This is a genomic window from Ignavibacteria bacterium (assembly GCA_016873775.1).
GTDB lineage: Bacteria > Bacteroidota > Ignavibacteria > UBA10030 > F1-140-MAGs086 > JAGXRH01.
The window spans coordinates 1-23,837 of the sequence record VGWC01000025.1 but is presented as its reverse complement, the minus strand read 5'-3'; the positions used below and the strand labels follow the sequence as shown (position 1 = coordinate 23,837).

The following is a 23,837-nucleotide window of genomic DNA, read 5'->3' as shown; positions in this document are numbered from 1 at the left end:
TGTTTGTCAAAGGACAAACAATATTTTTATTATGACAGAAACATTGCAACCAGTTGCAGACGAGAAAAAAACTCTTTTGCAAGAAGTACCAAGTACAGATATTCCCGTACGTCGCTTTTCAAAAAGCAGTTCGGGGAAATTAAGCGATATCAAAGAGCGGACATATACGAGCAACGAACGTAACGAGTTATTAGGAATCTACAATCGCTCGTTCGGAACAATAAAAGAAGCCGAAATAGCGCAAGGAAAAGTACATTCCATCGAACCCGATTTCGTTTTAGTTGATATTGGATTCAAATCCGAAGGAAGAATTCAAGCGGATGAGTTCCGTAAACTTTCCGAGTTAAAAGTCGGCGACCCTATCGAAGTCTTTGTCGAAAAAATTGAAGACAAGGAAGGAAGATTAATCTTATCGTATAAACGCGCCGAGTTTATGCGCGTGTGGAAACGTATCACCGATGCGGCAGAAAAAAATAATATACTTCAAGGCTTAGTCATACGAAGAATTAAAGGCGGTCTAGTTCTCGATTTACTTGGTGTAGAAGCGTTTCTTCCCGGTTCACAAATTGATGTACGACCCGTTCGCGATTTCGACGCATTTATCGGAAAACATTTGGATGTGCGAGTTGTTAAAATCAATCATCCCGCCGAAAATGTTGTCGTGAGCCATAAAATTCTTGTCGAAGAAGAAATGGCGGAACAACGCAAAGCAATTCTTCAAAGTTTGGAAAAAGGTCAAATCCTTGAAGGCATTGTCAAAGCGGTTACGGATTTTGGTGTGTTTGTTGACCTTGGGGGTGTTGATGGTCTTGTGCATATCACGGATTTATCGTGGGGAAGAATTGCATCTCCTTACGATGTTATTAAACTTGACCAAAAAATAAACGTTGTCATTCTCGATTTCGACCAAGAGAAGAAACGGATTTCCCTTGGGATGAAACAACTTACCCCGCATCCGTGGGAAAATATTGAACAACGATATCTCTTACGACAAAAAGTAGAAGGACGCGTTGTATCGCTGACGGATTACGGCGCATTTATCGAAATCGAAAAAGGCGTTGAAGGGCTTATCCATATTTCCGAAATGAGTTGGACACAGCATATCAAACATCCTTCGCAATTCGCATCGCTGGGACAAACAGTGGAAGCGATTATTGTTGAACTCATCAAAGATGAAAAGAAACTTGCGTTGAGCATTAAACAATTAGAACCCGATCCATGGTTTAAGTTGATGGAAAAATATCCTGTCGGTTCACGCCACCAAGGAATTGTAAAATCCTTGCAAACATTCGGCGCATTTGTTGAACTTGAAAAAGGCGTGGATGGATTGATTCATATTTCCGATTTATCATGGACGAAAAAGATTCGACATCCCGGAGAACTTCTCAAACGCGGGCAAGAAATTGATGTTTCTATTTTGGAAATCAATATTGACCAGCGCAGAATTTCTCTTGGGCATAAACAAATTTTGGAAAATCCTTGGGATACTCTGGAATCTGTCTATTCTCACGCAGAGGAATGTGATGGGAAAATTGTTCGCGTTATCGAAAACAAAGGTCTCATCGTTGAATTACCGATGGGTGTTGACGGCTTCGTTCCCGCTTCGCATCTTTCACAAGCGCCGATTAATAACATTGCTGACAAATTTCAAATCGGTGATGCACTCAATATGAAAGTGCTGGAGTTCGATAAAGAAAACAAACGCATTGTGCTTTCCGTCTTGGAATATCTCAAGATGAAAGACCAACAAGCGATTGATGAATATGTTGAGAAGTACAAATTGCCTTCGATCACGTTAAGCGAAGTTATTGCTACTCCGCTTCCTATCAACGATTTGGAAACAGATATATTTCTTGATTTCAGCCCCGAAGTTGTGATAGAAGAAGGAGAAACGCTTTCCGTGCAAACACCGGAAGAATCTCTTACTGAACCAACACCGGATTTTCCTCATCAGTAAGGTAGCGTAACGAAGAAACGAGTTGCAAAAATGTATCCCACGCATTTGCGCAACTCTTTTTTTATTCACGGAATACGGTTATGACAAAACCCAAAGTTGCATTTCATACACTTGGTTGCAAACTGAACTATACCGAATCCTCGGAAATCGGGAAACAATTTCTTCAACGCGGATTCGCATTCTCCGAAATTGATGCAAACAATGATGTTATTGTTCTGAACACGTGCAGCGTTACCGAACGAGCCGATAAAGAAGCACGTCAATGGATTCGGAGAGCATTGCGGCATTCTCCAAATGCGTTTGTTATCGTTACTGGTTGCTATGCCCAACTGCAACCGGAAGAAATTGCTTCGATTGATGGCGTTGACGTTGTCTTAGGTTCGCAGGAAAAATTTCACATCTTCCAATACATTGATTCATTTCAGAAAAAAACAACGCCACAGATTTTTGTTGCTCCAATTTCCGAAGCGCACGATTTTGGTCCCGCATTCTCTTCCGACGGTCGAGAACGCACACGCGCATTTTTGAAAGTGCAAGACGGGTGCGATTATTCGTGCTCGTTTTGCACTATTCCAATTGCGCGCGGCAAAAGCAGAAGTCAATCTCTTGAAACGACAGTTCGCCAAGCGCACCAACTTGTTGCGATGGGATATCGAGAAATTGTTCTCAGCGGTGTGAATGTTGGCGACTATGGAAAGAAGAACAACACATCGTTTCTTCAACTTCTCCGCGCACTCGAATCTGTTGACGGAATGGAACGTATCCGTATCAGTTCCATCGAACCGAATCTCTTAACCAACGACATTATTGATTGTATTCTCTCTTCGGATACGTTGTGCAATCATTTTCATATCCCAATGCAAAGCGGGAGCGATACAATTCTTCAGAATATGCGCCGTCGCTATCGTACGAAGGATTATCGAAACGTTGTTGAGTATATTCGCGCAAACGATAGCACGGCGGGAATCGGCGTAGATGTTATTGTAGGTTTTCCCGGCGAAACGGAAAAGCATTTCGAGGATACCTTTACTTTTCTCGTTGACCTTCCGTGTTCGTATCTTCACGTGTTCACCTATTCCGAACGTCCGAATACGCTGGCAGCAACGTTTGGAGAAGTCATAGAGCCGCGTGTTCGTTTTCAGAGAAATAACATGCTTCGAATCGTAGGCACAAAAAAACGCCGCGCATTCGCATCGGCATTCTTGGGAACGATGGTTGATGTTCTCATCGAGCATACGCCTTCCGCTCAAGGTTTTTCCGGGTACTCGAAGAATTATATTCGTGTGGATGTTCCCGCAACGGAAAACGACATCAATACGATTCAACGCGTGCGGATTGATGGAGTTTGCGACGAGCATTGTATCGGTTCGCGGACAGACGGAACTGTTCAGCCCGCAATTCGTGCTCCTTCAACCGTTGTTAAAACTTTTACTCCCGTACCGTTATGAAACTGTTCACCGTTCTTGTCTTTACATTCCTGCATTGTTCTTTAGCGCAAGAACAACCACCTTCTTTCTTGATAGCGCGAGATTTGTTTTTGCGCCAAGCAACACCTTCGCTTGCATCTCCCAAAAACAACGTAGGACTTCCTGTTGAAAAGAAAAAAAGCGTTCCGCTTGCCGTTGCGCTTTCGCTTCTCATTCCGGGATTAGGAGAATGGTATGCGGATAATGTTTCTTCAGGACAATATTTTCTTCTTACGGAAAGCGGTTTATGGCTTACCTATTTGGGCTTCGATACGTACGGAACATGGGTTCGAGACGATGCACGGCAATATGCACAAGCAAATGCAAGCGTTTCGCTCAATGGTAAAGACGAGAAATATTTTGTGAACATCGGCAATTTTCTGAGTGTGGACGATTACAATCATACGCGGCTCATCAATCGTCAAACGGAGAAAATGTATCTGCCCGCGACGCAGTATTATTGGAAATGGAACAACGAGCAACAACGTTTGACTTATCGTACAATGCGCATCAATAGCGACCTTGCGTTCAACAATTTAAAGTTTATCGGCATCGGTATCGGCTTGAATCATCTTGCAAGCGCTATCAACGCCGCATTGTCCGCTTCGTCTCAGAACAACAATCCGCTCTCCTTTCGTCTCGAACTTCTTCACAACGCTTTGGGTGGAAGAAACTCGCAGGGATATTCTCTGACATTTTCAACACGCTTGTAGTTCTCTCCACTTGTCTGAACGGTTTCTGCGTTGAACCCCCGCAACATCAAACTTGTTCTCGAATACGACGGGACAAATTTTTTCGGTTGGCAGCGTCAAGCGAAGGAACGAACTGTTCAGGGAGAATTGGAAACTCTTCTTTTTCACTTGCTTCACGAGCATAGCACTCTCATAGGTGCGGGGAGAACCGATTCGGGTGTTCATGCGCGCGGACAAGTTGCTAATTTCAAAACCACGTCTCTCCTTCCTTCTGCAAAAATACGTTCTGCATTAAACGGTTTGCTTTCCCCCGACATTGCTGTTATTGCCGCCAATGATGTTGAAGAGAATTTTCATTCCCGTTTCAGCGCAAAAGAACGAAGGTATTCTTATACGATGTGTCAGCGTCCGACTGCGCTCTTTCGAAATTATTGTTGGGAATATCATGCTCCGCTGGATATGACGTTGATGAATGATGCCGCGAACGGTTTCATCGGGGAAATGGATTTTACGTCGTTCTGCACATCCGCGAAAGAAGTGGAAAATACCATCTGCACCGTTCTTGCGGCTTCGTGGGAAAAGGAAAACAGTTTTCAGAACCTTCCTCTCTTCGTTTTTCGTGTTAGCGCCAATCGTTTTCTGCGCGGAATGGTGCGCGCAATGGTCGGCGTTTTGGTAGATGTTGGTAGAAAGAAATATTCGGTGCATGATGTTGCAAACATTCTTTCCGCAAAGAACAGAAGCGCCGCATCGCAATCAGTTCCGGCACGAGGGTTGTGTTTGGAGGAAGTGGTGTATGAATGACTCTTCATCACAACCTTGAAGTTGTTCCATTGTATTCCCAAGTACGGATGAGGATATTTTTCTGATTTGCTCTTCTTCTGATTGAACGTTCTCTCTCTATTTTTTGGTCTTGATGAACAAAAGTTGTTAGCATTTCCTCACGACAGTAAACGGTCTTGCTGGGCGAAAAAAAAATCATCAATGATTCTTTTGGTTCAATCCCGAAGCGGAGAGTTTGTCCTTCTTTGTTTTGAGAATATCCTTAAATGGTTTTTGGAAGTGAAATTTGTCGGAGATGTTTGCAAAAGAGATTTCAGAATTTATTATTTCTACGGCAACAAAACTGCGCACGCAACCGTAGTTGTCCATAAGCCCAATTTATGACCTTCGGCAGATTGGGTGACGTTGAAGGTGCGGTAAATTTGACCCGATGCTTTGTAAATTTTTTCGCGTTCGTCCCAAGCGGTATTCGAGTCGAATTCCAAACCGAGAGTAGTAGCAAGCATCGTTGCGGCTAAATCTTCTGAGTATTCGCCGGCTTTTTCGTCGGTTTCGCCGAAGGGGTGATGTTCGGAAAGATAGCCGTGAATACTCGCATCGGATGGCTGGGCAACTCCGATAGACGATGCAATGAGACGATTGGGTTCGTTGGTAGCGTTGCGCGCCATAACGACGTAGAGAATTTGTCCCGTTTGCAAGAGTTTGATTCCTTCTTCAACGGAAATACGTTTGCAGTTTGGAGGAAAAATGCTCGAGACGGTTACGAGATTGTATTTTTCAATTTTTGCGTCGCGCAATGCCAACTCGAACGATTGCAAGTATTCTTTGTGGCGACCGACACCTTTGGTAAAAAATATTTTTGCGGGAAGAAACATAGTGAACGTAGTAGAATAAGTGAGTAAAAAATAATCGTGAACAATTAGCGAAGAACTTTGAGAAATTTTCGTTTGCCGACTTTGATGATAAACGTTTCGTTGGGAATTGGCGAATGGATATCGGAAATTTTTTTTCCGTTTATGGAAACCCCTCCTTGTTCGATAAGTCTCCTTGCTTCGTTCCGGGACGGTGCAAGTTGAGTGGTTACCATCAGTTCGATGATGTTCATCGTGCTGAGAGAAGAAATGCAATATTCATCGAGAACATCGGGGATTTCTTTTTTGACAAAAATCGTATCGAATTCTTTTTCGGCAATGTGCGACGCTTCGATGCTATGATACATCGTTACGAGCGTACGCGCAAGTTGACGTTTGATGTTGCGGGGATTGATGGTGCTGTTTTCCAAAAGCGCTCGGATGTGCGATAATTCGTATGCGGGAGTATTGGTTGCAAGTAGGAAATACTCATAAATAAGCGCATCGGGAATTGAAAGCGTTTTACCGTACATCTCTTTAGGCGAATCGGTGAGAGCAATGTAATTATCGAGCGACTTGCTCATTTTATTGATGCCATCGGTTCCTGCAAGAATCGGCATCGTGAGAATAACCTGCGGCTCGATGTTGTAAGCAATTTGAACATCTCTTCCGACGAGAAGATTGAATTTCTGGTCGGTGCCGCCAAGTTCAACATCGCTTTTGATAGCAACGGAATCCATTGCTTGAGCAAGCGGGTAAAGAAATTCGTGAACGGAAATCGGCTCGCCGCGATTGTACCGTTTTTCAAAATCGTCGCGCTCTAACATACGAGCAATCGTGTAGGTACTTGCAAGATGAATGACATCGGCGAAGTTCATTGCATTGAGCCATTCGGAATTGTAGCGAATGTGGCAACGTTCATGGGAAAGCACTTTTGTTGCTTGTTCGAAATAACTTTCGCCGTTCGTGCGCGTTTCATCGAGCGAGAGAGGAGGACGGGTTTTATTTCTACCCGAAGGGTCGCCAATCATTCCAGTAAAATCGCCAATGATGAGCATTGCCGTATGTCCTAAATCCTGAAACTGTCGGAGTTTGCGTAAGACAACGGTATGACCAAGATGCAAATCCGGTCGCGAAGGGTCGCAGCCGAGTTTGGCGATGAGTGGAACAGTTGTTGTGAGCGAGCGTTCAATTTTTCGAGCGAGTTCGTCTTCGGGGATAATTTCCGATGCTCCGTGTTTGAGCACATCCATTTGCTCGTTCACGCTTGGAAAGATTTGAGGTTTGAGGTTTGTGATAAGAGTATTCCTAATATTTTTTATTGATGTACAACGAATATTGGAGAAGGTGCAAAGAACAACATCGCCAAACAAAATATTTTTCAGATCCAACAATCCAAGTATAAAAAACTTTTTGAGAGTGTAAAAGTAGGAATGGGAATGTTGTCATTTGGATTTCTATCATTTAGTTTGCAAATTTTCTTCGGAGGTCGCGTTTCACTTCGCGTTCTTTCAATGCGTGCCGTTTATCGAAATGATGTTTCCCGCGAGCAACGGCGATTTCGACTTTTGCTTTTCCTGCTTTGAAATATATACGCAGAGGGATAATCGTAAATCCCTGCACATCGGTTTTGTTAGAAAGTTTGTACAATTCACGTTTTGTGAGCAACAATTTTCGTTTGCGCATCGGTTCGTGATTGTTGATGTTGCCGAAATCAAACGGATTGATATGGGCGTTGAGTAGCCATGCTTCACCGTTTTCAACGGTAACGTAACTGTCTTGCAAACTTGCATTTCCTGCGCGCAACGATTTTACTTCCGTTCCTTTGAGAGCAATTCCTGCTTCGTAGTGGTCGAGAATAAAATATTCGTGCAACGCGCGGCGGTTGCTGACAACAGTTTTTTCTTCATTCTGTAATTCTTTGTTCAGTGTCATTGGAAAAAAAAGCGGACAAATATATGTTTGAAATAGAATTGTGCAAAACAAATGCAAGGAAGAATGAAGAAAAAATTGAAAGAACACTCTTGTTGCTTCGTCGTTTTTTTGCACTCTGTGCCAACGTTCAAGTTGAGGGAATGATTTCTTTCGTGGAGCGGACGAGCATAGTATCCATAAGAACTTCGAATGAAATCGAAGAGAAATTGAACAGCCAAAAAAATATTTTTATATTCATAAGGCAATTTTTTATTGCAGCAACAAACTCGATGACAACACGTATGATACAAAGCAATACACCGAAGAAAAATTTTCGTTCCATGAAAAACTTGCTGGCGTATTAAGTTTTGAACAGTATCAAGAAATTTTAGAAATTAAAACACCGATTACATCATTTTCACATCAATGGAACCAGTAAAACCAGAAGCGAAAAATTTTATTCGCGAAATTATTGACGAACACATTCGCAGCAAGCGATTCGATAAACACGTTCACACACGGTTTCCTCCCGAACCGAACGGATATTTGCACATCGGTCATGCGAAATCTATTTGTTTGAATTTCGGAATTGCCCACGATTACAATGGCAAATGCAATCTTCGTTTTGATGACACCAATCCGAGTAAAGAAGAACAAGAATACGTTGAATCCATCAAAGAAGATGTGCGTTGGCTTGGTTTTCAGTGGGAAGCGGAGTTGTATGCTTCCGATTATTTTGAGCAGTTATATCATTATGCAATTCAACTTATCAAAAAAGGAAAAGCGTACGTATGCGATTTAACTGCGGATGAAATTCGCGAGTATCGTGGAACATTGACGGCGCCAGGAAAAGAAAGTCCGTATCGCAACAGATGCGTGGAAGAAAATTTGCACCTGTTTCAAGAAATGCGTGAAGGAAAATTTCCCGATGGTTCAAAAACATTACGCGCAAAAATTGATATGCATTCCCCGAATGTCAATATGCGCGACCCGGTGTTGTATCGTATTCTTCGCGCAACGCATCATCGTACGGGAAATATATGGTGCATTTATCCGATGTATGATTATGCGCACGGGCAATCGGATTCTCTCGAACGCATTACACATTCCATCTGCACACTGGAGTTTGAAGACCATCGTCCGTTGTATGATTGGTTTATCAACGAACTCAATATTTTTCATCCGCAGCAAATTGAATTTGCGCGGCTGAACCTCACCTATACGATGATGAGCAAACGGCGATTGCTTCAACTCGTCGAAGAACAAATTGTAAATGGATGGAATGACCCGCGAATGCCAACAATTTCCGGTTTTCGCCGTCGTGGATATACACCGGAATCTATTCGAGATTTTGCTGAACGCATTGGAGTCGCAAAACGCGATAACACGATTGATTTTGCATTGTTAGAAAATTGTTTGCGCGATGATTTAAATAAACGCGCTCCGCGAATGATGGCGGTGTTGAAGCCTTTGAAAGTTATCATTGATAATTTTCCCGATAGCGAAATTGAACAACTTGACGCAGTAAACAATCCGGAAGACGAGTCAGCGGGAACAAGAAAAATTCCGTTTTCAAAAATTTTATATATCGAGCAAGATGATTTCAAAGAAACTCCACCGCCAAAATATTTTCGACTTTCACCGGGAATCGAAGTGCGATTGCGATATGCTTATATCATTACATGCACAAACGTTGTGAAAAATGAAAATGGTGAAATTGTCGAAATACACTGCACGTATGATAAAGATACAAAAAGCGGAACAGGAATAAATCAAAAAAAAGTGAAAGGAACGATTCACTGGGTTTCGGCTTCACACGCAAGAGATGCAGAAGTGCGATTGTATGACAGACTTTTCACCGTAGAAAATCCGAGCGGAGAAGATTGGGAAAAAAATCTTAATCCAAACTCATTGGAAGTCTTGACGAATTGCAAACTCGAACCACATCTTGCAAATGCGCAATCGCAAGAACGATTTCAATTCGAACGACTCGGATATTTTTGCGTTGATTATGATTCGACAAAAGAGAATCTTGTTTTCAACCGCGCAGTTACATTGAAAGATACGTGGGCGAAGATTGAGAAAAAATAATTGATAATGAATCATATATAATAAAGGAAGGGAACTTTTACGATAAATATTTATTGCTCATTATTCATTCTTCATTGAAATAAATATATTTCGCGGTAAAAACATGCAACAACTCGATATCATCAGAATAAAAAACGCATCGTTCTACGCATATCACGGTGTAGAACAAGATGAGCAAAATCTCGGAGGCAAATTTGAAGTTGATGTAGAACTCGGATGCGCTATTGCTGAAGCGGAAACAAGGGATAGTTTGAAGCGAACCGTAGATTACGAAAAAGTGTATGCGTTAGTTTATACAACAATTACGGAGAAAAAATATTTTCTTCTTGAAACATTAGCGAATCATCTTGCTGGGAAAATTTTGGAATCATTTCACCAAGTTGTAACCGTCGTTGTAAAAATCCGTAAGCCGCATCCGCCGGTCAAAGGTGTTGTGGATTTTGTCGAAGTGGAAGTTAATCGAAGAAAATAAATGGCAAAGGTGTTTCTCGGATTGGGTTCCAATATTGGAAATCGTATCGAGTATTTACAAAAAGCATACGAAGAAATTTCAAAACATTACAAATTACTCTCTGCGTCAGTGATGTACGAAACAGAACCAATTGGAGAAAAGAATCAGCAAAATTTTTTAAACGCGGTAGTAGAAATAGAAACCAATGAAACGCCCGAACAATTGTTTTCCTTCATCAAAACACTTGAAAAAAAAATCGGAAGAAGACAACGAAAAACATGGCAACCACGGGAAATTGATATTGATATTTTATTGTTCGGGAACGAAATCATAGAAACAGAACACCTTTCCATTCCCCACAAAGAAATGCACAAACGAAAATTTGTTCTTATTCCATTCGTGGAAATTGCTCCGAATTGCGTCCACACAACATTGCAACAAACAATAGCGAATGTATTGAACGATTGTACCAACAACCATAGTGTAACGAAAACACATTATCAATTTCAACATATTTAAATAGTATTTTTTGTGAAAGAAAAAGAAACTCCGTTACTGAACGAACTTGTTGCCAATAGCGGCATTCATCATATTGCCGTCGAAGGTGTAATTGGTGCTGGCAAAACAACGCTTGCAACAATGCTCGCAGAGAAACTTCATGCAGAAGTCGTGCTAGAAAAATTCGAAGAAAATCCTTTTCTGCCGAAATTTTATGATGACCCCGATAGATATTCATTTCAAACGCAAATTTTCTTTTTACTCTCACGGTTTAAACAGCAGCAATCATTACGGCAGCCGGGATTATTTCATTATAATTTAATTACGGATTATATTTTTGAAAAAGATAAAATTTTTGCATATCTCAATTTAAGCGATGAAGAACTGAAACTGTATGAAATGCTTTTCGCGTCGCTCGAACGCACGCAAACACTGCATAAGCCCGATTTGGTAGTGTATCTACAATCAAGTGTTTCGCGATTAATGGCAAACATCCGCAAACGCGCGCGCCCGATGGAAAAAAATATGAGCGAAGCTTATATCAAAGATTTGAACGATGCGTATAATTATTTCTTTTTTCATTATCGAAGTTCACCGTTGCTCATTGTCAATTCTACGGAAATAGATTTTGTCAATGATGAAAAGGATTTTGACGATTTGGTGAACGAAATCTTCCGCTCTGATAAATCCGCCGTTGAATACTACAACCCGTTGCGACATACGGCAAAACGCAAATGATTCGGCTTGTTTTTATCACACTTTTTCTTGTCTATAGTATTTTTCTCTTAGTGCGAATTTTTTCTGCAATTCGCCAGCGTCGAGCAACTGCAACAAAAAAAGTATTTGAAAAACATTCGTTTCATCATTCATTTCCCGCTTCGGAAATTCGCGATGCAGATTTTACCGATATGAAATAATTTGTAGAAACCAATACTATTTCTAATAGGAACATAGAAGACGTTTTGCACGATACAAAAAAATTTCTCTGCGAAGAAATATTCAAAATCATCCCGCTATATTCGAATCGGATTCAACATATATACTTGATTTAAATGAAATTCTTATACGACTCATTTACCAACTTGCAGAAAATGTTTCAGAACTTGCATACAAAGCGAACAATGCAATGGAAAAAAGTATATAGTGTGTAAAGTTTTCTTCGTGCTTCTGAAAATTTCTGTAGCGACTATGATCCAGTCGCTATTTTATTTTTGCAAACTCTCTGAGTATTTTTAGCCCGCAATGTTTGAAACCACATCAAAACAAACTCCTTCAACGCAAACAATTCCACTCCATTATGAAGAAGAAATTCTTCGATTGAAAAAAGAATTAAACGCTGTGATTCTTTCGCATTACTATCAGGAATCGGAGATTCAAGATTTGGCGGATTTTGTTGGCGATAGTTTGGAGTTGTCGAAAAATGCCGCGGCGACCAATGCAGAGGTGATTGTGTTTGCCGGAGTTCATTTTATGGCGGAAACGGCAAAGATACTTTCTCCGAAAAAACAAATTCTTCTTCCCGATGCCAATGCCGGCTGTTCGCTCGATGAAAGTTGCCCCGCGCCGCTCTTCAAACAATTTCGAGAATCACATCCGAATCACATTGCTGTAACGTACGTGAATTGTTCTGCGGAAGTGAAAGCGTTGAGCGATTATATTTGCACATCGAGTAATGCGGAAAAAATTATTCGCGCAATTCCTTCCGATAAAGAAATTCTTTTTGCTCCCGATAAAAATCTTGGAAATTATTTGATGAAGAAAACGGGAAGAAAAATGACGTTGTGGGATGGTTCGTGCGTTGTTCACGTGCATTTCTCCGAAGAAAAAATTCTCAAACTCAAACTCGAACATCCCGAAGCGAAACTTATTGCACATCCTGAATGTGAAGAAGCAATTTTGATGTGGGCAAATTTTATCGGTTCGACAAGTGCTTTGTTGAAATACGTTATCGAATCCGATGCAAAGGAATTTATTGTTGCGACGGAATCGGGAATACTTCATCAAATGCAGAAGCACGCTCCGCAAAAAATGTTCATTCCCGCTCCTCCTGAAGAAGCATGTGCCTGCAATAATTGTCCGTATATGAAACTCAATACGATGGAGAAATTGTATTTGTGTATGAAAAACCGCTCGCCGGAAATTACATTGAGCGAAGATGTAATTGAACGCGCACTTGTTCCGTTGCGGAGAATGATGGCGTTGAGTTGATTGTCGTTATGGATTATTTGTTATTTGTAGTTGATGTTTGGAAAACGAAAAAAAACGAACGCTGATGACACGAACTTAACTGAAATTTGGACAGTTGAAAATACAATCGTCTGATGGAAAATATTATCTTACTGATGTTGCCGATACAGTACAACTTTTACGCCTTGTTCAATGTATTCCATAATAAGATTTAGAATCAACTTGAAAAAATCTGCGAACATCTGCGAAATCTGCGGGAGATTGTTTCCCGCTGATAACGCAAATTGCCGCAGATGAAGAATACGATGAAGATTACTCTTTGTACAATTTTCATTCTCCTTTCTCAATTTTCGTTTTCACAAGAAAATAATTTCGGAAGTATTTCCGGAAAAATTATTTCTGCAGAGACAAAACAACCGCTTCCGTTTATCAATGTTATTCTTGAGGGAACAAAAATCGGAACATCGAGTAATGACGAAGGAAAATTTTTTCTTGAAAATATATCTTTGGGCAACTACACGCTCATTGTTTCTGCAATTGGTTTTGAAACAAAACGAAGAGCGATCGAGATACTTTCCAATAAGACAGTTGTACTTTCCATCGAAATGAAAGAGTCATCTGTGGAATTGAAGGAAATTCAAATCGTTGAAGAAGCGCGGAAAAAGTCGCTTCAGGATATTCGTTCGAGCGTTGTGGAACTTCAGCCGCAGAAAGCAAAAGCATTACCCGGAGCAGTTGAAGATGTAATGAGAGCGTTGCAATATGCTCCGGGGGTGATTGCGCCGAATGATTTTCGAGCAGCATTAGTTGTACGCGGTGGAAATCCCGACCAAAATTTAATTGTAATGGATGGAATTGAAATTTTCAATCCGTATCGTTTGTACGGATTGATAAGTATGTTTAATCCTGAAACTGTTTCGGATATATCGTTGCTTACCGGAGGGTTTCCGGCAAAGTACGGAGACAGACTATCTGCCGTTATAGATGTTACCAATAAACGCGGCGGCGATGGTGGAAATTTTAACGGTAACATCAACGCAAGTATTTCCAATGCAAATATTGTGTTGGAAGGAAAAACTACTCAACTATTTCCGGTTTATTGGCTCGCATCCGCTCGAAGAACATATTACGACTTAGTACTTGAGCCGTTTGCAAAAAGCGCAAAACTTGTTGATGGCGATGTTGCATTCCCTAATTTTTCTGATATACAAGGAAAATTTACGTTCCTTCCAACATCGAAACATCAATTTATTATAAACGGAATTGCGAGCCGCGACGGTGTCAATATTGTCAGCGGCAGTGAGCGTAAAACTGCGGATAGTGTTTCGGTGTTCAATGAAACTCGCAACGATGTTGCTGGCGTTGCGTGGCAATATACGTTCGATGAAAACATTATTTCCAAACTTTCTTTTTCTTGGTACAGAAATAAAGGAGAGAGCGATTTTGGCGGCGCAGTGCTTGACCCGGGACTTGATAGAGAACAATATGATAATGATACGGCGCGAGGAATTCGTTTATACAACATTGATATAACTTCCTCGTTTATGTTCACGAAACGTTCTGTAAAACAAGATGTATTGTACACACAGAAAAATCATTTGTTCGAATGTGGAATTGCCGTTGATTGGTTGAAGAATGAATTGTTTTGGAAAACGCAGTTGCCTTCAGAATTGCGTGCGCGATTACGAAATCAAAATATGGCATTTCTCGAAAACTTTTTACAAGAACAATCATACCACCGAGTCGTTTCGTATGCGCAGGATAAATGGACTATGAATGATGACGTTCAATTGCAACCCGGAATACGTTTGAACTATTTTCACTTGTTGAAGAAGTATTACATTGAACCGCGTGTGAATTTTTCCTATCTCATCAATCCGATAAGCACACTTCGAGCCGCATGGGGAAAATACTATCAATCACCGGGATATGAAAAATTGGTTGACCAAAATGTTTTTTACTCACTCACCGATGCAAAATATTTACAGGCGGAACAAGCGACACATTATATTCTTGGCTATGAACGATGGCTTACATCTGAAATTTTTGGAAAAGTTGAAACATATTACAAACGATTTGCAAACTTGATTCATCAAAAAAAAGAAATGCAGTCGCGGTTTGTTTCAGAACCCGTTGCGGGAAATAATTTGCGTCGCATCGAAGGATGGACACCGCCGCATCCTGTAACGAAGGAAGTTTTTGTGAACAAACCCGAAAATAATTCATACGGTGATGCGTATGGAATCGAATGGTATATTGAAAAAAAACAACCATCGCCTCAAACTGCATTTTTCGGATGGATAAGTTATGCGCTTGCGTGGGCGCAGCGAAACAGTTTTGGAGTGTGGAGACCGCTTTCGTACGACCAGCGACATACGTTCAGTTTGAATATCAATTTTAAACCAAGTGAATCGTTTGAAGTTGCGTTGAAATGGAAATATGGAACAAACTTTCCATATTCTCCGCCTTCAGGAATTCAACCAAGAATTATTACTGTTCACATTGATACGGTTATCAATAATATTCCGATTGATACAACACTTGGTTTTATACAAGTAGATAGCGATAGCAATGTTGTGTTCGATGTCAAACGTGCGGAAGGAAATCAGATTAATTCTGAAAGATTACCTCCATATCATCGTCTTGATATGCGATTGACGTGGTATAAAAAATATTGGGGACTTGAATGGACATTCTATTTAGATATCATTAATGTCTATAATCGTCAAAATGTTTTAAGTTATCAAACGTTTGTTGATACGAACTTAAAAATTGAACGAAATCCTACAACAATGTTTCCCATTTTACCAACATTAGGAATGAGTGTAAGGTTTTAAGATGAACGTATCTGTTTTGTGTGTATGAATATAGTACGTTCCTTGAATTAACTTCTACATTCTTGTATATTAACGCTGAAATTTTTGTTTCAATGCGCCCTACTCGAGCCGAAATAAATCTCACGATACTCCATTCAAATTTGAAGAACATTCGACATAAACTTGCTGTGAATACTCAAGTTATGGGAATTGTTAAAGCCAATGCGTATGGTCACGGGCTTGTTGAAATTTCCAAGTCGCTAGTACAGAATGGTATCGAATATCTTGGTGTAGGTTTTATTGAAGAAGGAATACAATTACGAACAGCAGGAATTACTTCTCCCATTCTCGTGCTGGGAGGAGTCTTTGGCGACCAAGTAGAAAAATTTCTTGCATTTGATTTTGAAATTACAGTTTCATCGCTTGAACTTGCCCAACGCATCAATGATGAAGTTGCAAAAAACAACGGACGAAAAGCGCGTGTGCATATGAAAATTGATACGGGAATGGAGCGTCTCGGAATTCACTCAGAACATGCAGTTGAGTTCGTCGAAAAAGTTGCGCGACTTCCGAAACTCGATATTGTTGGAATTTTTTCTCATTTCGCCTCGTCAGAAAAAGATACTTCATTCACTCAATATCAACTTCAGCAATTTACTTCAGTTCTTGAACAACTGAAAAAAAAGAAGATTGAAATTCCTTTCAAACACATTGCAAATAGCGGTGCAATTTTGAACGGAAGCGAATCATATTTCAATCTTGCACGTCCTGGAATTTTACTTTACGGAATATATCCATCGAAAGAAATTCAAAAAACAATTTCCGTTATTCCAATTCTATCATTGAAATCGAAAATTGTGTATTTGAAAGATGTCGCCGCAAATAAAAGTATCAGTTATGGAAGAACGTATTTTACCAATCGTACATCGCGCATTGCAACAATTCCGATTGGGTACGGCGATGGATATTTTCGAACGCTCTCAAACAATGTTGATGTGTTGATTCACGGAAAACGTTTTTCTTCCGTTGGAACAATTTGTATGGACCAAATGATGCTCGATGTAACGGACGGAGAAAATATTCACGTCGGTGATGATGTTACATTGATTGGAAAAGACGGAAACGAAGAAATAAAAGTTGAAGAACTTGCAGAAAAAGTTGGAACAAATTCGTACGAAGTGCTGACAAATATTTCGACGAGAGTTCCAAGGTTTTTTTTCACTTGATATTGTTGATATTATTGAAATGTGTTTCTTCAAGTGGTATCAATAATACCAAGTGAAACTAATTTCAATCTAATTAATGTAAAATATAAAATCTAAAATTTAGTGAACGTTTACGCAGTAATAATGGCAGGCGGAGTCGGCGCACGGTTTTGGCCCCGTAGCAGAGAAAAATCGCCGAAACAATTGTTGAAAATTTTTGGCGAACAAACAATGTTGCAAAACACGGTACGCCGTTTGGAAAACATTATTCCTCATTCCAATGTTCTCATTGTAACAAATAAAATTCAGAAGCCCATCGTTGAGAAACAACTTCCAACTGTTCCTGAACAAAATATTATTGCAGAACCCTTCGGAAGAAATACTGCTCCTTGTATAGGACTTGCGGCGACAATGCTGAAGCACATTGACGAAAAAGCAGTGATGGTTGTTTTGCCCGCAGACCATCTAATCCGCGACGAACAGGAGTTTCTCCGAATTGTAAAACTTGCCACAGAAGTTTCGTATAAGTCAGCGAATTTAATAACCATCGGCATTCAACCAACGCATCCAGAAACCGGCTTTGGATATATTCAGTTCGTAGATACGCACGACAACACGAATCCATATTTCGAGAAAAAAATATTTCGCGTAAAAACATTTGCAGAAAAACCGAATCTCGAAACGGCGAAACAATTTCTTGCAAGCGGAGATTTTTTGTGGAACAGCGGAATGTTTGTGTGGCGCGTTGATGTGATTCTTCGTGAGATTCAACAGCATTTGCCTGAGATGTATTCTGAACTTTCGAGAATTGAACCCCTCGTCGGTGATAATACGTTTTCAACATTGCTTGAAAATGCATACAAAATGATTCGCGGTGTTTCGATTGATTATGGCGTGATGGAAAAAGCAAAAAATGTTTTTGTCATTCCGGGAAATTTTGGCTGGAGCGATGTTGGAAGTTGGGATGAAGTTGTTCGTCTTTCGGGAAAAGTTGAAGGCGGTAATTCGGTGAATGGAAAATCATTTTTACGCAACGCAAAAAATATTTTCATCGATTCAAAAGATAAATTTGTTGCTGTGATTGGCGTTGACGATGTTATCGTTGTGAATACAGACGATGCCGTGTTGATTTGCAAAAAAGAACAATCGCAGGAAGTGAAGGAAATTGTTGATTATTTGAAGCGTAAACAGTTGAATGAGTATTTGTAGATTTGTGATGTGTGATTTGTGATTTGAGTTATGCGTCGCAAACATACGTTTACAATTATATTTTTTAGTTCTGTAATAGCAATTGTTTTACAATCATGTGGAACAGTACCGCGATTTACAAGTTCAAAGAAAAAAGTTGGTGAGAAAAAGGCACAAGCGGAAGTAAAAGAAAAAGAAGAATCGAAAAATCAGAATGAAAGTGATGAACACAATATTGTAAAAGTTCAGGAAGGGATTGCATCGTTTTATGGAGATGGATTTAACGGAAAGACAACAGCGAACGGCGAAACATTCGATATGTATAAATTTACTGCGGCACATCGAACATTGCCATTGGGAACAAAAGTAAAAGTGAAAAATTTAGAAAATAATCGGTCAATAGTTTTACGCATCAATGATAGAGGGCCGTATGTTGATGGAAGAATTATTGATGTTTCGTATGCTGCGGCAAAACAACTTGGCTTTGTCGAAAGCGGAACAGCGCGAGTGAGAATTGAAGTTTTGGAAATTGGGGATGGAAAGTATTTAAAGTAGTTGAGATGATGAGAACAAGAATTAAATTCTTATTTCTTATTCCTGAATAATTTATGTCACGACAACTTGTAACAGAAAAAGAAATAATTGACGCTTCAAAATCAGGAAAGAAAAATTTTGAGGTTGAGAAGAATGCTTTAATTACTGCTGCTGCAAAAGATAGAGCAATGCAGTTGGGAATTTCTTTTTCTGAAAAATCTGAAAAGAAAAAAGAAATCAAAAACGAAGAACAACTTTCCAAAAAACGAAAACTCAACGAGTTGACTGTTGCAATTGGTTGCGACCATGGTGGGTTTAAATACAAAGAAACTTTGAAACCATATTTGCAAGAACTTGGATGTAAAGTAGTTGACGCTGGAACAAATTCCGAAGAAGCAGTTGATTATCCCGAATTTGCGTACGCAGCAGCAAGAATGGTCTCTCTTGGTGAAGCAACGTTTGGAATTGTAATTGATGGCGCGGGAATTGGTTCTTGTATGACTGCGAATAAAGTTCCGAATGTTCGCGCTGCTTGTTGTCACGAAGAATATTCTGCTCGCAACGCTCGTGAACACAACGATGCGAATGTCCTTACGCTTGGAAGTCAACTTATCGGTGTTGGACAAATGAAAGTTGTCGTGAAAACATTTCTCGAAACGTGGCACGGCGGTGGAAGACATAAAAAACGCGTTGATAAAATTATGGAAGTAGAAAAAAAATTTTTGAAAGGTGAAATACTATGAAATTCAATATCATTTTAGAACCAGCAGAAGAAGGTGGATTCAATGTTTCTGTTCCGGCACTTGATGGATGTTATACGCAAGGTGATACGGAACAAGAAGCGATTTCAAACGCGAAAGAAGCTATTCAATGTTATCTCGAAGGTTTAGAAAAACTAAATCAAATAAAATCTAAACCGAACTACATTGTAAGAGAACTTCAAATCGCTTTATGAGTAAAACCTTTTCTGGAATAGATGTAGTAAAAGCATTGAGAAGAAAGGGTTATTACATAGATCATCAAAGAGGAAGCCACATTTTTCTGTATAATCTTGATGAAAATAAATCGGTAATTGTTCCGAATCACAGAGAATTAAAAACCGGAACGTTACACAGCATATTGAAGAAAACGAATTTGACAATAGAAGAGTTGCAAAAACTTGTATAGATTTTCGTAACCGAAACCATTTTCGCAAAGTCTAATCAACGTTGAAATACATCAACATTTTTTTACAAACAACAATAATCATTATAGAAAGAATTACAATGTTCAACTTTACATTATTTATTAAACGCATGACACTGTTTGTGTTTGCAACAATTCTTGTTTCCTCATTTGCAACAAGTGATGAGGGAATGTGGACATTCGATAATCCGCCTCTAAAACAACTTAAAGAAAAATATGGATTCGAGCCGACGAAAGAATGGCTTGACCACATTCGTTTATCAAGTGTTCGTTTTAACGACGGCGGTTCCGGTTCATTCATTTCGCCGAATGGACTCGTTTTGACAAATCACCACGTTGCGCTCGGACAACTTTCAAAAGTATCTTCTAAAGAAAAAGATTATGTGAAGAATGGTTTTTACGCGGCAACTTCTGCTGAAGAAATCAAATGTCCCGATTTAGAACTCAACGTTCTTATTTCGATGGAAGATGTTACGAACCGCGTGAAAGGCGTTGTAAAATCTTCGATGAGCGATAAAGAAGCGCTTGAAGCACGAAAAGCAGAAATAGCAAAGATTGAAAAGGAAAATATGAATGAAGAAAAGAAAATCCGCGCAGATATTGTTACGCTTTATCAAGGCGGCGAATACTGGGTGTATCGCTATCAGAAGTACACGGACATTCGTTTAGTGATGGCGCCGGAACAACAAGCGGCATTTTTCGGCGGCGACCCGGATAATTTTACGTTTCCGCGTTATGATTTAGATATGGCTTATTTCCGGGTGTATGAAAATGATAAACCTATTCGCAGCGAACATTATTTAACGTGGAATAAAAATGGTGCAGGCGAAGACGAACTGGTGTTCGTCAGCGGTCATCCCGGTTCAACAAATCGCTTACACACAATGGCACAAATGATGTTTAACCGTGACTATGCTTATCCATTTCGTCTTAAAACACTTCAGTATCGAATTGACGCATTAAAGAAATTCTCTGCAGTGAATGAAGAAAATGCTCGCCGCGCAAAGAATCAAATTTTCTCACTTGAAAATTCTTTGAAAGCTTCGAAGGGAGAATATCAAGGATTGATGGATAAAAATATTGTTGCGAAAAAGCAAAAAGAAGAAGATGATTTTCGTGGACTTGTCTCAAAAAACTCAGAGTGGAAAAAGAAGTACGGCAATGCATGGAAGAACATCGAAAACGTGCAGAAAAAACTTGCAGGGCGTTACAAAGAAATTTTTTATCATTCGCTCGCAGGTTCAAGATTTTTCAGTTTGGGATTGAACATTGTTCGTTATGTAACGGAAACAAAAAAAGAAGATGGCAAACGTCTCGATGGTTATCACGACGCGCAACTCCAATCGCTGAAGTTTCAATTGCTTTCACCCGCACCAATTTACCCGGATTTGGAAGAATTTATTATCGCAGCGCGCACGAAAGAAATTATTGAAGCACTCGGGAAAAATGATGCATTCATCAAAATGGTGTTAAATGGAAAAACTCCCGAAGAAGCGGCGAATCAACTTGTTTCGACGAAACTTGCGGATGTTGAGTTTCGGAAAAATTTAATTGAAGGGGGTGAAGAAGCAATCGCAAAATCTGATGACCCGATGATTGTGTTTGCGCGAACTTTTGATCCGATGGGAAGAGAACATCGCAAATGGCAGGAAGATAACATTGACGCAGTGCTTACGACCAATGGAGAAAAAATAGGACAAGCGCGGTTTGCTGTTTATGGAAAAGAAAAAAATCCCGATGCAACCTTCACACTTCGCCTCTCCTACGGAACCGTGAAAGGTTATTCTATGAACGGAACGAAAGCGCCGTTTAAAACAACAATCGCTGGAATGTATGCACGTTCTGCAGATTTCGATAACAAAGGAGACTTTGAATTACCTGCACGTTTTGATGAAAGAAAAAGTAAAGTCAATCAAATGACACCAATCAATTTTGTTTCAACGTGCGATATTATCGGTGGAAATTCCGGTTCGCCCGTTGTGAATAAGAAAGGTGAACTCGTAGGTTTAATTTTCGACGGCAACATTGAAAGTCTTGTTGGAAGATTTGTGTACGATGAAACTGCAAATCGCGCAGTAGCAGTTCATTCTGCGGGAATGCTGGAATGTCTTCGTAGTGTGTACGATGCGAACTCACTCGCTGATGAGATTGAAGGAAAGTAAGCAGAAGTAAAAACTGATGAGATAAAGGAGTAATTTTTTAGCCACGAATTACACGAATTGACACGAAAATAATTTGTGTAATTCGTGGCGACTTATTTAAATTAGAATAGAATAGTTTATGACACAAACAGAAATACTAACAGAACTTAAAAGATTACCGACAAGCGAGTGCATTTCAGTCATTGAAACTGCGTTAGAATTTGTTCGTGAAGATTTTCAGTACCCTAAAAAAGAAAAGGAAATTCAATTAGAGGAAGCCGCAAAAATGGCACTTCCTTTTTATTTACACGATAAAGATTTAACTGCTTTCACTTCGCTTGATAGTGAAGATTTTTATGAAACGAAGTGAGATTTGGTTAATCAATCTTGAACCGACCATCGGTGCTGAAATGAAAAAGATTCGTCCAGCGGTTATCGTAAATGATGATGCAATGGGAGTTCTTCCGTTGAAAATAGTCGTACCAATTACTGAATGGAATGAACAATTTCAAGTATTTCCTTGGATGGTAAAAATATACAACGACAATCTCAATCGTCTTGAAAAAATTTCTTCAGCAGATACATTTCAAGTGCGTTCGGTTTCACAAGAAAGATTCGTGAAAAGAATTGGTTCGCTTTCGCAAGATTCAATGAACAAAATATCAAAAGCATTATCAACCGTTTTGAAAATCTATTAAAATTAGAAAATTATTTATGCCCATCACTCCATTTAAAAACGAACCAATCACTGATTTCTCGAATCCGAGTAATCGAAAAAAACAAGAAGCCGCAATTGCAAAAGTTCAATCGCAGTTAGGAAAAGAATTTCCTATTATCATTGGCGGCGAAAAAATTTCTACAAAAGAAAAATTCAATTCGTATAATCCGTCGCGTTCATCGGAAATTGTCGGCGTGTTTCAAAAAGGCAATGAGCAACTTGCAAACAAAGCAATGGATGCGGCGTTGAAAAAATTTGAAGAGTGGAAATTTGTTCCGTATCAAAAACGCGCGGAGTATCTTTTCAAAACGGCAAAAGTAATGCGCAAGAAACGTTTTGAACTCAACGCAATTATGATGTTTGAAGTTGGAAAAACGTGGCTTGAAGCGGATGGCGATACTGCGGAAGCAATTGACTTTCTCGAATTTTACGGACGCGAAATGTTGCGTTACGGAAAGCCGCAGCCCGTTGTAAAAAACAAGGGCGAAAAAGGGCGAATGGAATATATTCCGCTTGGCGTTGGCGTTGTTATTCCGCCGTGGAATTTTCCGCTTGCAATTTTAACAGGAATGACATCTGCTGCACTTGTTGCTGGAAATACGGTCGTGTTGAAACCGTCTTCTGATTCGCCGCGCATTGCGTACGCATTTATGGAAGTGCTCGAAGAAATAAAATTGCCTGCTGGTGTTGTAAATTTTGTTACTGGTCCCGGCGGCGCAGTTGGTGATACACTTGTGCGTCATCCAAAAACGCGATTTGTTTCGTTCACCGGTTCGAAAGAAGTTGGAATTCACATTAACGAAGAAGCGGCGAAAGTGCAGCAAGGACAAATTTGGTTGAAGCGTGTAGTTGCAGAGATGGGAGGAAAAGATTCAATTGTGATTGATGAAGGAGTAGATTTAGACGAAGCGGCGGCGGGAGTTACGGTTGCGGCGTTCGGTTTTCAAGGACAAAAATGCTCTGCTTGTTCGCGCGTAATTGTTCACGAAAAAGTATATGACAAGTTTGTTGATTTGTTGACGAAGCGCGCAGAATCAATCACGGTTGGTTATCCGTGGGAGATGAAAAATTTTATGGGAGCAGTCATCAATAAAAAATCCCAAGAGAAAACGCTGTGGTATATTCAAAAAGGAATTGCCGACGGAGGAAAACTTATTGTT

Annotated in this window: 24 protein-coding genes and 1 pseudogene; 22 read left to right on the top strand and 3 right to left on the bottom strand. The window is 39.9% G+C overall.

Translation table 11 applies throughout. The features are described from left to right. Positions 1 to 31 precede the first annotated feature (31 nt). The 4 genes from FJ218_05305 to truA all read left to right on the top strand — a co-directional run bounded on the left by FJ218_05305 (position 32) and on the right by truA (position 4,919). The gene (locus FJ218_05305) at positions 32 to 1,957 is read left to right on the top strand and encodes a 30S ribosomal protein S1 (protein ID MBM4166323.1); all 1,926 of its coding nucleotides are present in this window, start codon (positions 32 to 34) and stop codon (positions 1,955 to 1,957) included. Positions 1,958 to 2,037: 80 nt separating this feature from the next. After that, positions 2,038 to 3,405: a tRNA (N(6)-L-threonylcarbamoyladenosine(37)-C(2))-methylthiotransferase MtaB gene (gene mtaB, locus FJ218_05300; GenBank protein ID MBM4166322.1), complete on the top strand. Its 1,368-nt coding sequence runs from the start codon at positions 2,038 to 2,040 to the stop codon at positions 3,403 to 3,405. 89 nt (positions 3,406 to 3,494) lie between these two features. After that, positions 3,495 to 4,136: a hypothetical protein gene (locus tag FJ218_05295; GenBank protein MBM4166321.1), complete on the top strand. Its 642-nt coding sequence runs from the start codon at positions 3,495 to 3,497 to the stop codon at positions 4,134 to 4,136. Between the two features lie 30 nt (positions 4,137 to 4,166). Continuing rightward, complete coding sequence (truA, locus tag FJ218_05290; GenBank protein ID MBM4166320.1) at positions 4,167 to 4,919, top strand: tRNA pseudouridine(38-40) synthase TruA; 753 nt, start codon at positions 4,167 to 4,169, stop codon at positions 4,917 to 4,919. 308 nt (positions 4,920 to 5,227) lie between these two features. Here truA and FJ218_05285 read toward each other — a convergent pair whose 3' ends face one another. The 3 genes from FJ218_05285 to smpB all read right to left on the bottom strand — a co-directional run bounded on the left by FJ218_05285 (position 5,228) and on the right by smpB (position 7,684). After that, positions 5,228 to 5,773, bottom strand: a complete 546-nt coding sequence (locus tag FJ218_05285; GenBank protein ID MBM4166319.1) for an arginine decarboxylase, pyruvoyl-dependent — start codon at positions 5,771 to 5,773, stop codon at positions 5,228 to 5,230. Positions 5,774 to 5,817: 44 nt separating this feature from the next. Next, positions 5,818 to 7,002, bottom strand: coding sequence for a tyrosine--tRNA ligase (locus FJ218_05280; protein ID MBM4166318.1), 1,185 nt, complete (start codon positions 7,000 to 7,002; stop codon positions 5,818 to 5,820). Between the two features lie 211 nt (positions 7,003 to 7,213). After that, on the bottom strand, positions 7,214 to 7,684 hold the full coding sequence (gene smpB, locus FJ218_05275) for an SsrA-binding protein SmpB (protein MBM4166317.1): 471 nt from the start codon (positions 7,682 to 7,684) through the stop codon (positions 7,214 to 7,216). Between the two features lie 405 nt (positions 7,685 to 8,089). Here smpB and FJ218_05270 point away from each other — a divergent pair, with 405 nt between their 5' ends. From FJ218_05270 to FJ218_05185, 18 genes and pseudogenes are all read left to right on the top strand, one after another. Next, positions 8,090 to 9,754, top strand: coding sequence for a glutamine--tRNA ligase/YqeY domain fusion protein (locus tag FJ218_05270; protein MBM4166316.1), 1,665 nt, complete (start codon positions 8,090 to 8,092; stop codon positions 9,752 to 9,754). 103 nt (positions 9,755 to 9,857) lie between these two features. Beyond that, positions 9,858 to 10,226: a dihydroneopterin aldolase gene (gene folB / locus FJ218_05265; protein ID MBM4166315.1), complete on the top strand. Its 369-nt coding sequence runs from the start codon at positions 9,858 to 9,860 to the stop codon at positions 10,224 to 10,226. Then, positions 10,227 to 10,724 carry a 2-amino-4-hydroxy-6-hydroxymethyldihydropteridine diphosphokinase gene (gene folK, locus FJ218_05260; GenBank protein MBM4166314.1) on the top strand — a complete coding sequence of 166 codons (498 nt, stop codon included), beginning with the start codon at positions 10,227 to 10,229 and terminating at the stop codon, positions 10,722 to 10,724. It abuts the gene before it with no gap. Positions 10,725 to 10,760: 36 nt separating this feature from the next. Further along, positions 10,761 to 11,441 carry a deoxynucleoside kinase gene (locus FJ218_05255; GenBank protein MBM4166313.1) on the top strand — a complete coding sequence of 227 codons (681 nt, stop codon included), beginning with the start codon at positions 10,761 to 10,763 and terminating at the stop codon, positions 11,439 to 11,441. Further along, a complete protein-coding gene (locus FJ218_05250) occupies positions 11,438 to 11,620 on the top strand; it encodes a hypothetical protein (protein MBM4166312.1) in 183 nt (60 codons plus the stop codon). The genes FJ218_05255 and FJ218_05250 overlap by 4 nt, the downstream gene beginning before the upstream one ends. A 325-nt stretch (positions 11,621 to 11,945) precedes the next feature. After that, a complete protein-coding gene (gene nadA, locus FJ218_05245) occupies positions 11,946 to 12,911 on the top strand; it encodes a quinolinate synthase NadA (protein ID MBM4166311.1) in 966 nt (321 codons plus the stop codon). A 91-nt stretch (positions 12,912 to 13,002) separates the two neighbouring features. Beyond that, a pseudogene (locus FJ218_05240) lies at positions 13,003 to 13,092 on the top strand (phage antirepressor protein). A gap of 91 nt (positions 13,093 to 13,183) precedes the next feature. Continuing rightward, positions 13,184 to 15,727, top strand: coding sequence for a hypothetical protein (locus FJ218_05235; GenBank protein ID MBM4166310.1), 2,544 nt, complete (start codon positions 13,184 to 13,186; stop codon positions 15,725 to 15,727). A 92-nt stretch (positions 15,728 to 15,819) separates the two neighbouring features. After that, a complete protein-coding gene (gene alr / locus FJ218_05230; GenBank protein ID MBM4166309.1) occupies positions 15,820 to 16,932 on the top strand; it encodes an alanine racemase in 1,113 nt (370 codons plus the stop codon). Positions 16,933 to 17,034: 102 nt separating this feature from the next. Then, positions 17,035 to 18,120 carry a mannose-1-phosphate guanylyltransferase gene (locus FJ218_05225; GenBank protein ID MBM4166308.1) on the top strand — a complete coding sequence of 362 codons (1,086 nt, stop codon included), beginning with the start codon at positions 17,035 to 17,037 and terminating at the stop codon, positions 18,118 to 18,120. 30 nt (positions 18,121 to 18,150) lie between these two features. Next, a complete protein-coding gene (locus FJ218_05220; protein ID MBM4166307.1) occupies positions 18,151 to 18,654 on the top strand; it encodes a septal ring lytic transglycosylase RlpA family protein in 504 nt (167 codons plus the stop codon). A gap of 260 nt (positions 18,655 to 18,914) precedes the next feature. Continuing rightward, positions 18,915 to 19,376: a ribose 5-phosphate isomerase B gene (gene rpiB, locus FJ218_05215; protein ID MBM4166306.1), complete on the top strand. Its 462-nt coding sequence runs from the start codon at positions 18,915 to 18,917 to the stop codon at positions 19,374 to 19,376. Next, on the top strand, positions 19,373 to 19,588 hold the full coding sequence (locus FJ218_05210) for a type II toxin-antitoxin system HicB family antitoxin (protein ID MBM4166305.1): 216 nt from the start codon (positions 19,373 to 19,375) through the stop codon (positions 19,586 to 19,588). The genes rpiB and FJ218_05210 overlap by 4 nt, the downstream gene beginning before the upstream one ends. Beyond that, positions 19,585 to 19,800 (top strand): type II toxin-antitoxin system HicA family toxin, encoded by a 216-nt coding sequence (locus FJ218_05205; protein MBM4166304.1) that lies wholly within the window; start codon positions 19,585 to 19,587, stop codon positions 19,798 to 19,800. Before FJ218_05210 ends, FJ218_05205 begins: the two co-directional genes overlap by 4 nt. Positions 19,801 to 19,898: 98 nt before the next feature. Next, positions 19,899 to 21,980: a S46 family peptidase gene (locus tag FJ218_05200; protein MBM4166303.1), complete on the top strand. Its 2,082-nt coding sequence runs from the start codon at positions 19,899 to 19,901 to the stop codon at positions 21,978 to 21,980. Between the two features lie 118 nt (positions 21,981 to 22,098). Continuing rightward, positions 22,099 to 22,329 (top strand): hypothetical protein, encoded by a 231-nt coding sequence (locus FJ218_05195; protein ID MBM4166302.1) that lies wholly within the window; start codon positions 22,099 to 22,101, stop codon positions 22,327 to 22,329. Beyond that, the gene (locus FJ218_05190; GenBank protein ID MBM4166301.1) at positions 22,316 to 22,657 is read left to right on the top strand and encodes a type II toxin-antitoxin system PemK/MazF family toxin; all 342 of its coding nucleotides are present in this window, start codon (positions 22,316 to 22,318) and stop codon (positions 22,655 to 22,657) included. Before FJ218_05195 ends, FJ218_05190 begins: the two co-directional genes overlap by 14 nt. 16 nt (positions 22,658 to 22,673) lie before the next feature. Continuing rightward, positions 22,674 to 23,837, top strand: a 1,164-nt coding sequence (locus tag FJ218_05185) for an aldehyde dehydrogenase family protein (protein MBM4166300.1), incomplete at its 3' end; no start/stop codon positions are given.

What these genes read in the sequence shown, in the direction of transcription:
- alr (MBM4166309.1), top strand. Translation starts at nt 15,820, where the DNA reads ATGCGCCCTACTCGAGCCGAAATAAATCTCACGATACTCCATTCAAAT.
- FJ218_05285 (MBM4166319.1), bottom strand. Translation starts at nt 5,773, where the DNA reads ATGTTTCTTCCCGCAAAAATATTTTTTACCAAAGGTGTCGGTCGCCAC.
- FJ218_05220 (MBM4166307.1), top strand. Translation starts at nt 18,151, where the DNA reads ATGCGTCGCAAACATACGTTTACAATTATATTTTTTAGTTCTGTAATA.
- FJ218_05250 (MBM4166312.1), top strand. Translation starts at nt 11,438, where the DNA reads ATGATTCGGCTTGTTTTTATCACACTTTTTCTTGTCTATAGTATTTTT.
- FJ218_05270 (MBM4166316.1), top strand. Translation starts at nt 8,090, where the DNA reads ATGGAACCAGTAAAACCAGAAGCGAAAAATTTTATTCGCGAAATTATT.
- nadA (MBM4166311.1), top strand. Translation starts at nt 11,946, where the DNA reads ATGTTTGAAACCACATCAAAACAAACTCCTTCAACGCAAACAATTCCA.
- FJ218_05195 (MBM4166302.1), top strand. Translation starts at nt 22,099, where the DNA reads ATGACACAAACAGAAATACTAACAGAACTTAAAAGATTACCGACAAGC.
- FJ218_05210 (MBM4166305.1), top strand. Translation starts at nt 19,373, where the DNA reads ATGAAATTCAATATCATTTTAGAACCAGCAGAAGAAGGTGGATTCAAT.
- FJ218_05235 (MBM4166310.1), top strand. Translation starts at nt 13,184, where the DNA reads ATGAAGAATACGATGAAGATTACTCTTTGTACAATTTTCATTCTCCTT.
- FJ218_05205 (MBM4166304.1), top strand. Translation starts at nt 19,585, where the DNA reads ATGAGTAAAACCTTTTCTGGAATAGATGTAGTAAAAGCATTGAGAAGA.
- FJ218_05305 (MBM4166323.1), top strand. Translation starts at nt 32, where the DNA reads ATGACAGAAACATTGCAACCAGTTGCAGACGAGAAAAAAACTCTTTTG.
- mtaB (MBM4166322.1), top strand. Translation starts at nt 2,038, where the DNA reads ATGACAAAACCCAAAGTTGCATTTCATACACTTGGTTGCAAACTGAAC.
- folK (MBM4166314.1), top strand. Translation starts at nt 10,227, where the DNA reads ATGGCAAAGGTGTTTCTCGGATTGGGTTCCAATATTGGAAATCGTATC.
- smpB (MBM4166317.1), bottom strand. Translation starts at nt 7,684, where the DNA reads ATGACACTGAACAAAGAATTACAGAATGAAGAAAAAACTGTTGTCAGC.
- FJ218_05190 (MBM4166301.1), top strand. Translation starts at nt 22,316, where the DNA reads ATGAAACGAAGTGAGATTTGGTTAATCAATCTTGAACCGACCATCGGT.
- FJ218_05200 (MBM4166303.1), top strand. Translation starts at nt 19,899, where the DNA reads ATGTTCAACTTTACATTATTTATTAAACGCATGACACTGTTTGTGTTT.
- FJ218_05280 (MBM4166318.1), bottom strand. Translation starts at nt 7,002, where the DNA reads ATGGATGTGCTCAAACACGGAGCATCGGAAATTATCCCCGAAGACGAA.
- folB (MBM4166315.1), top strand. Translation starts at nt 9,858, where the DNA reads ATGCAACAACTCGATATCATCAGAATAAAAAACGCATCGTTCTACGCA.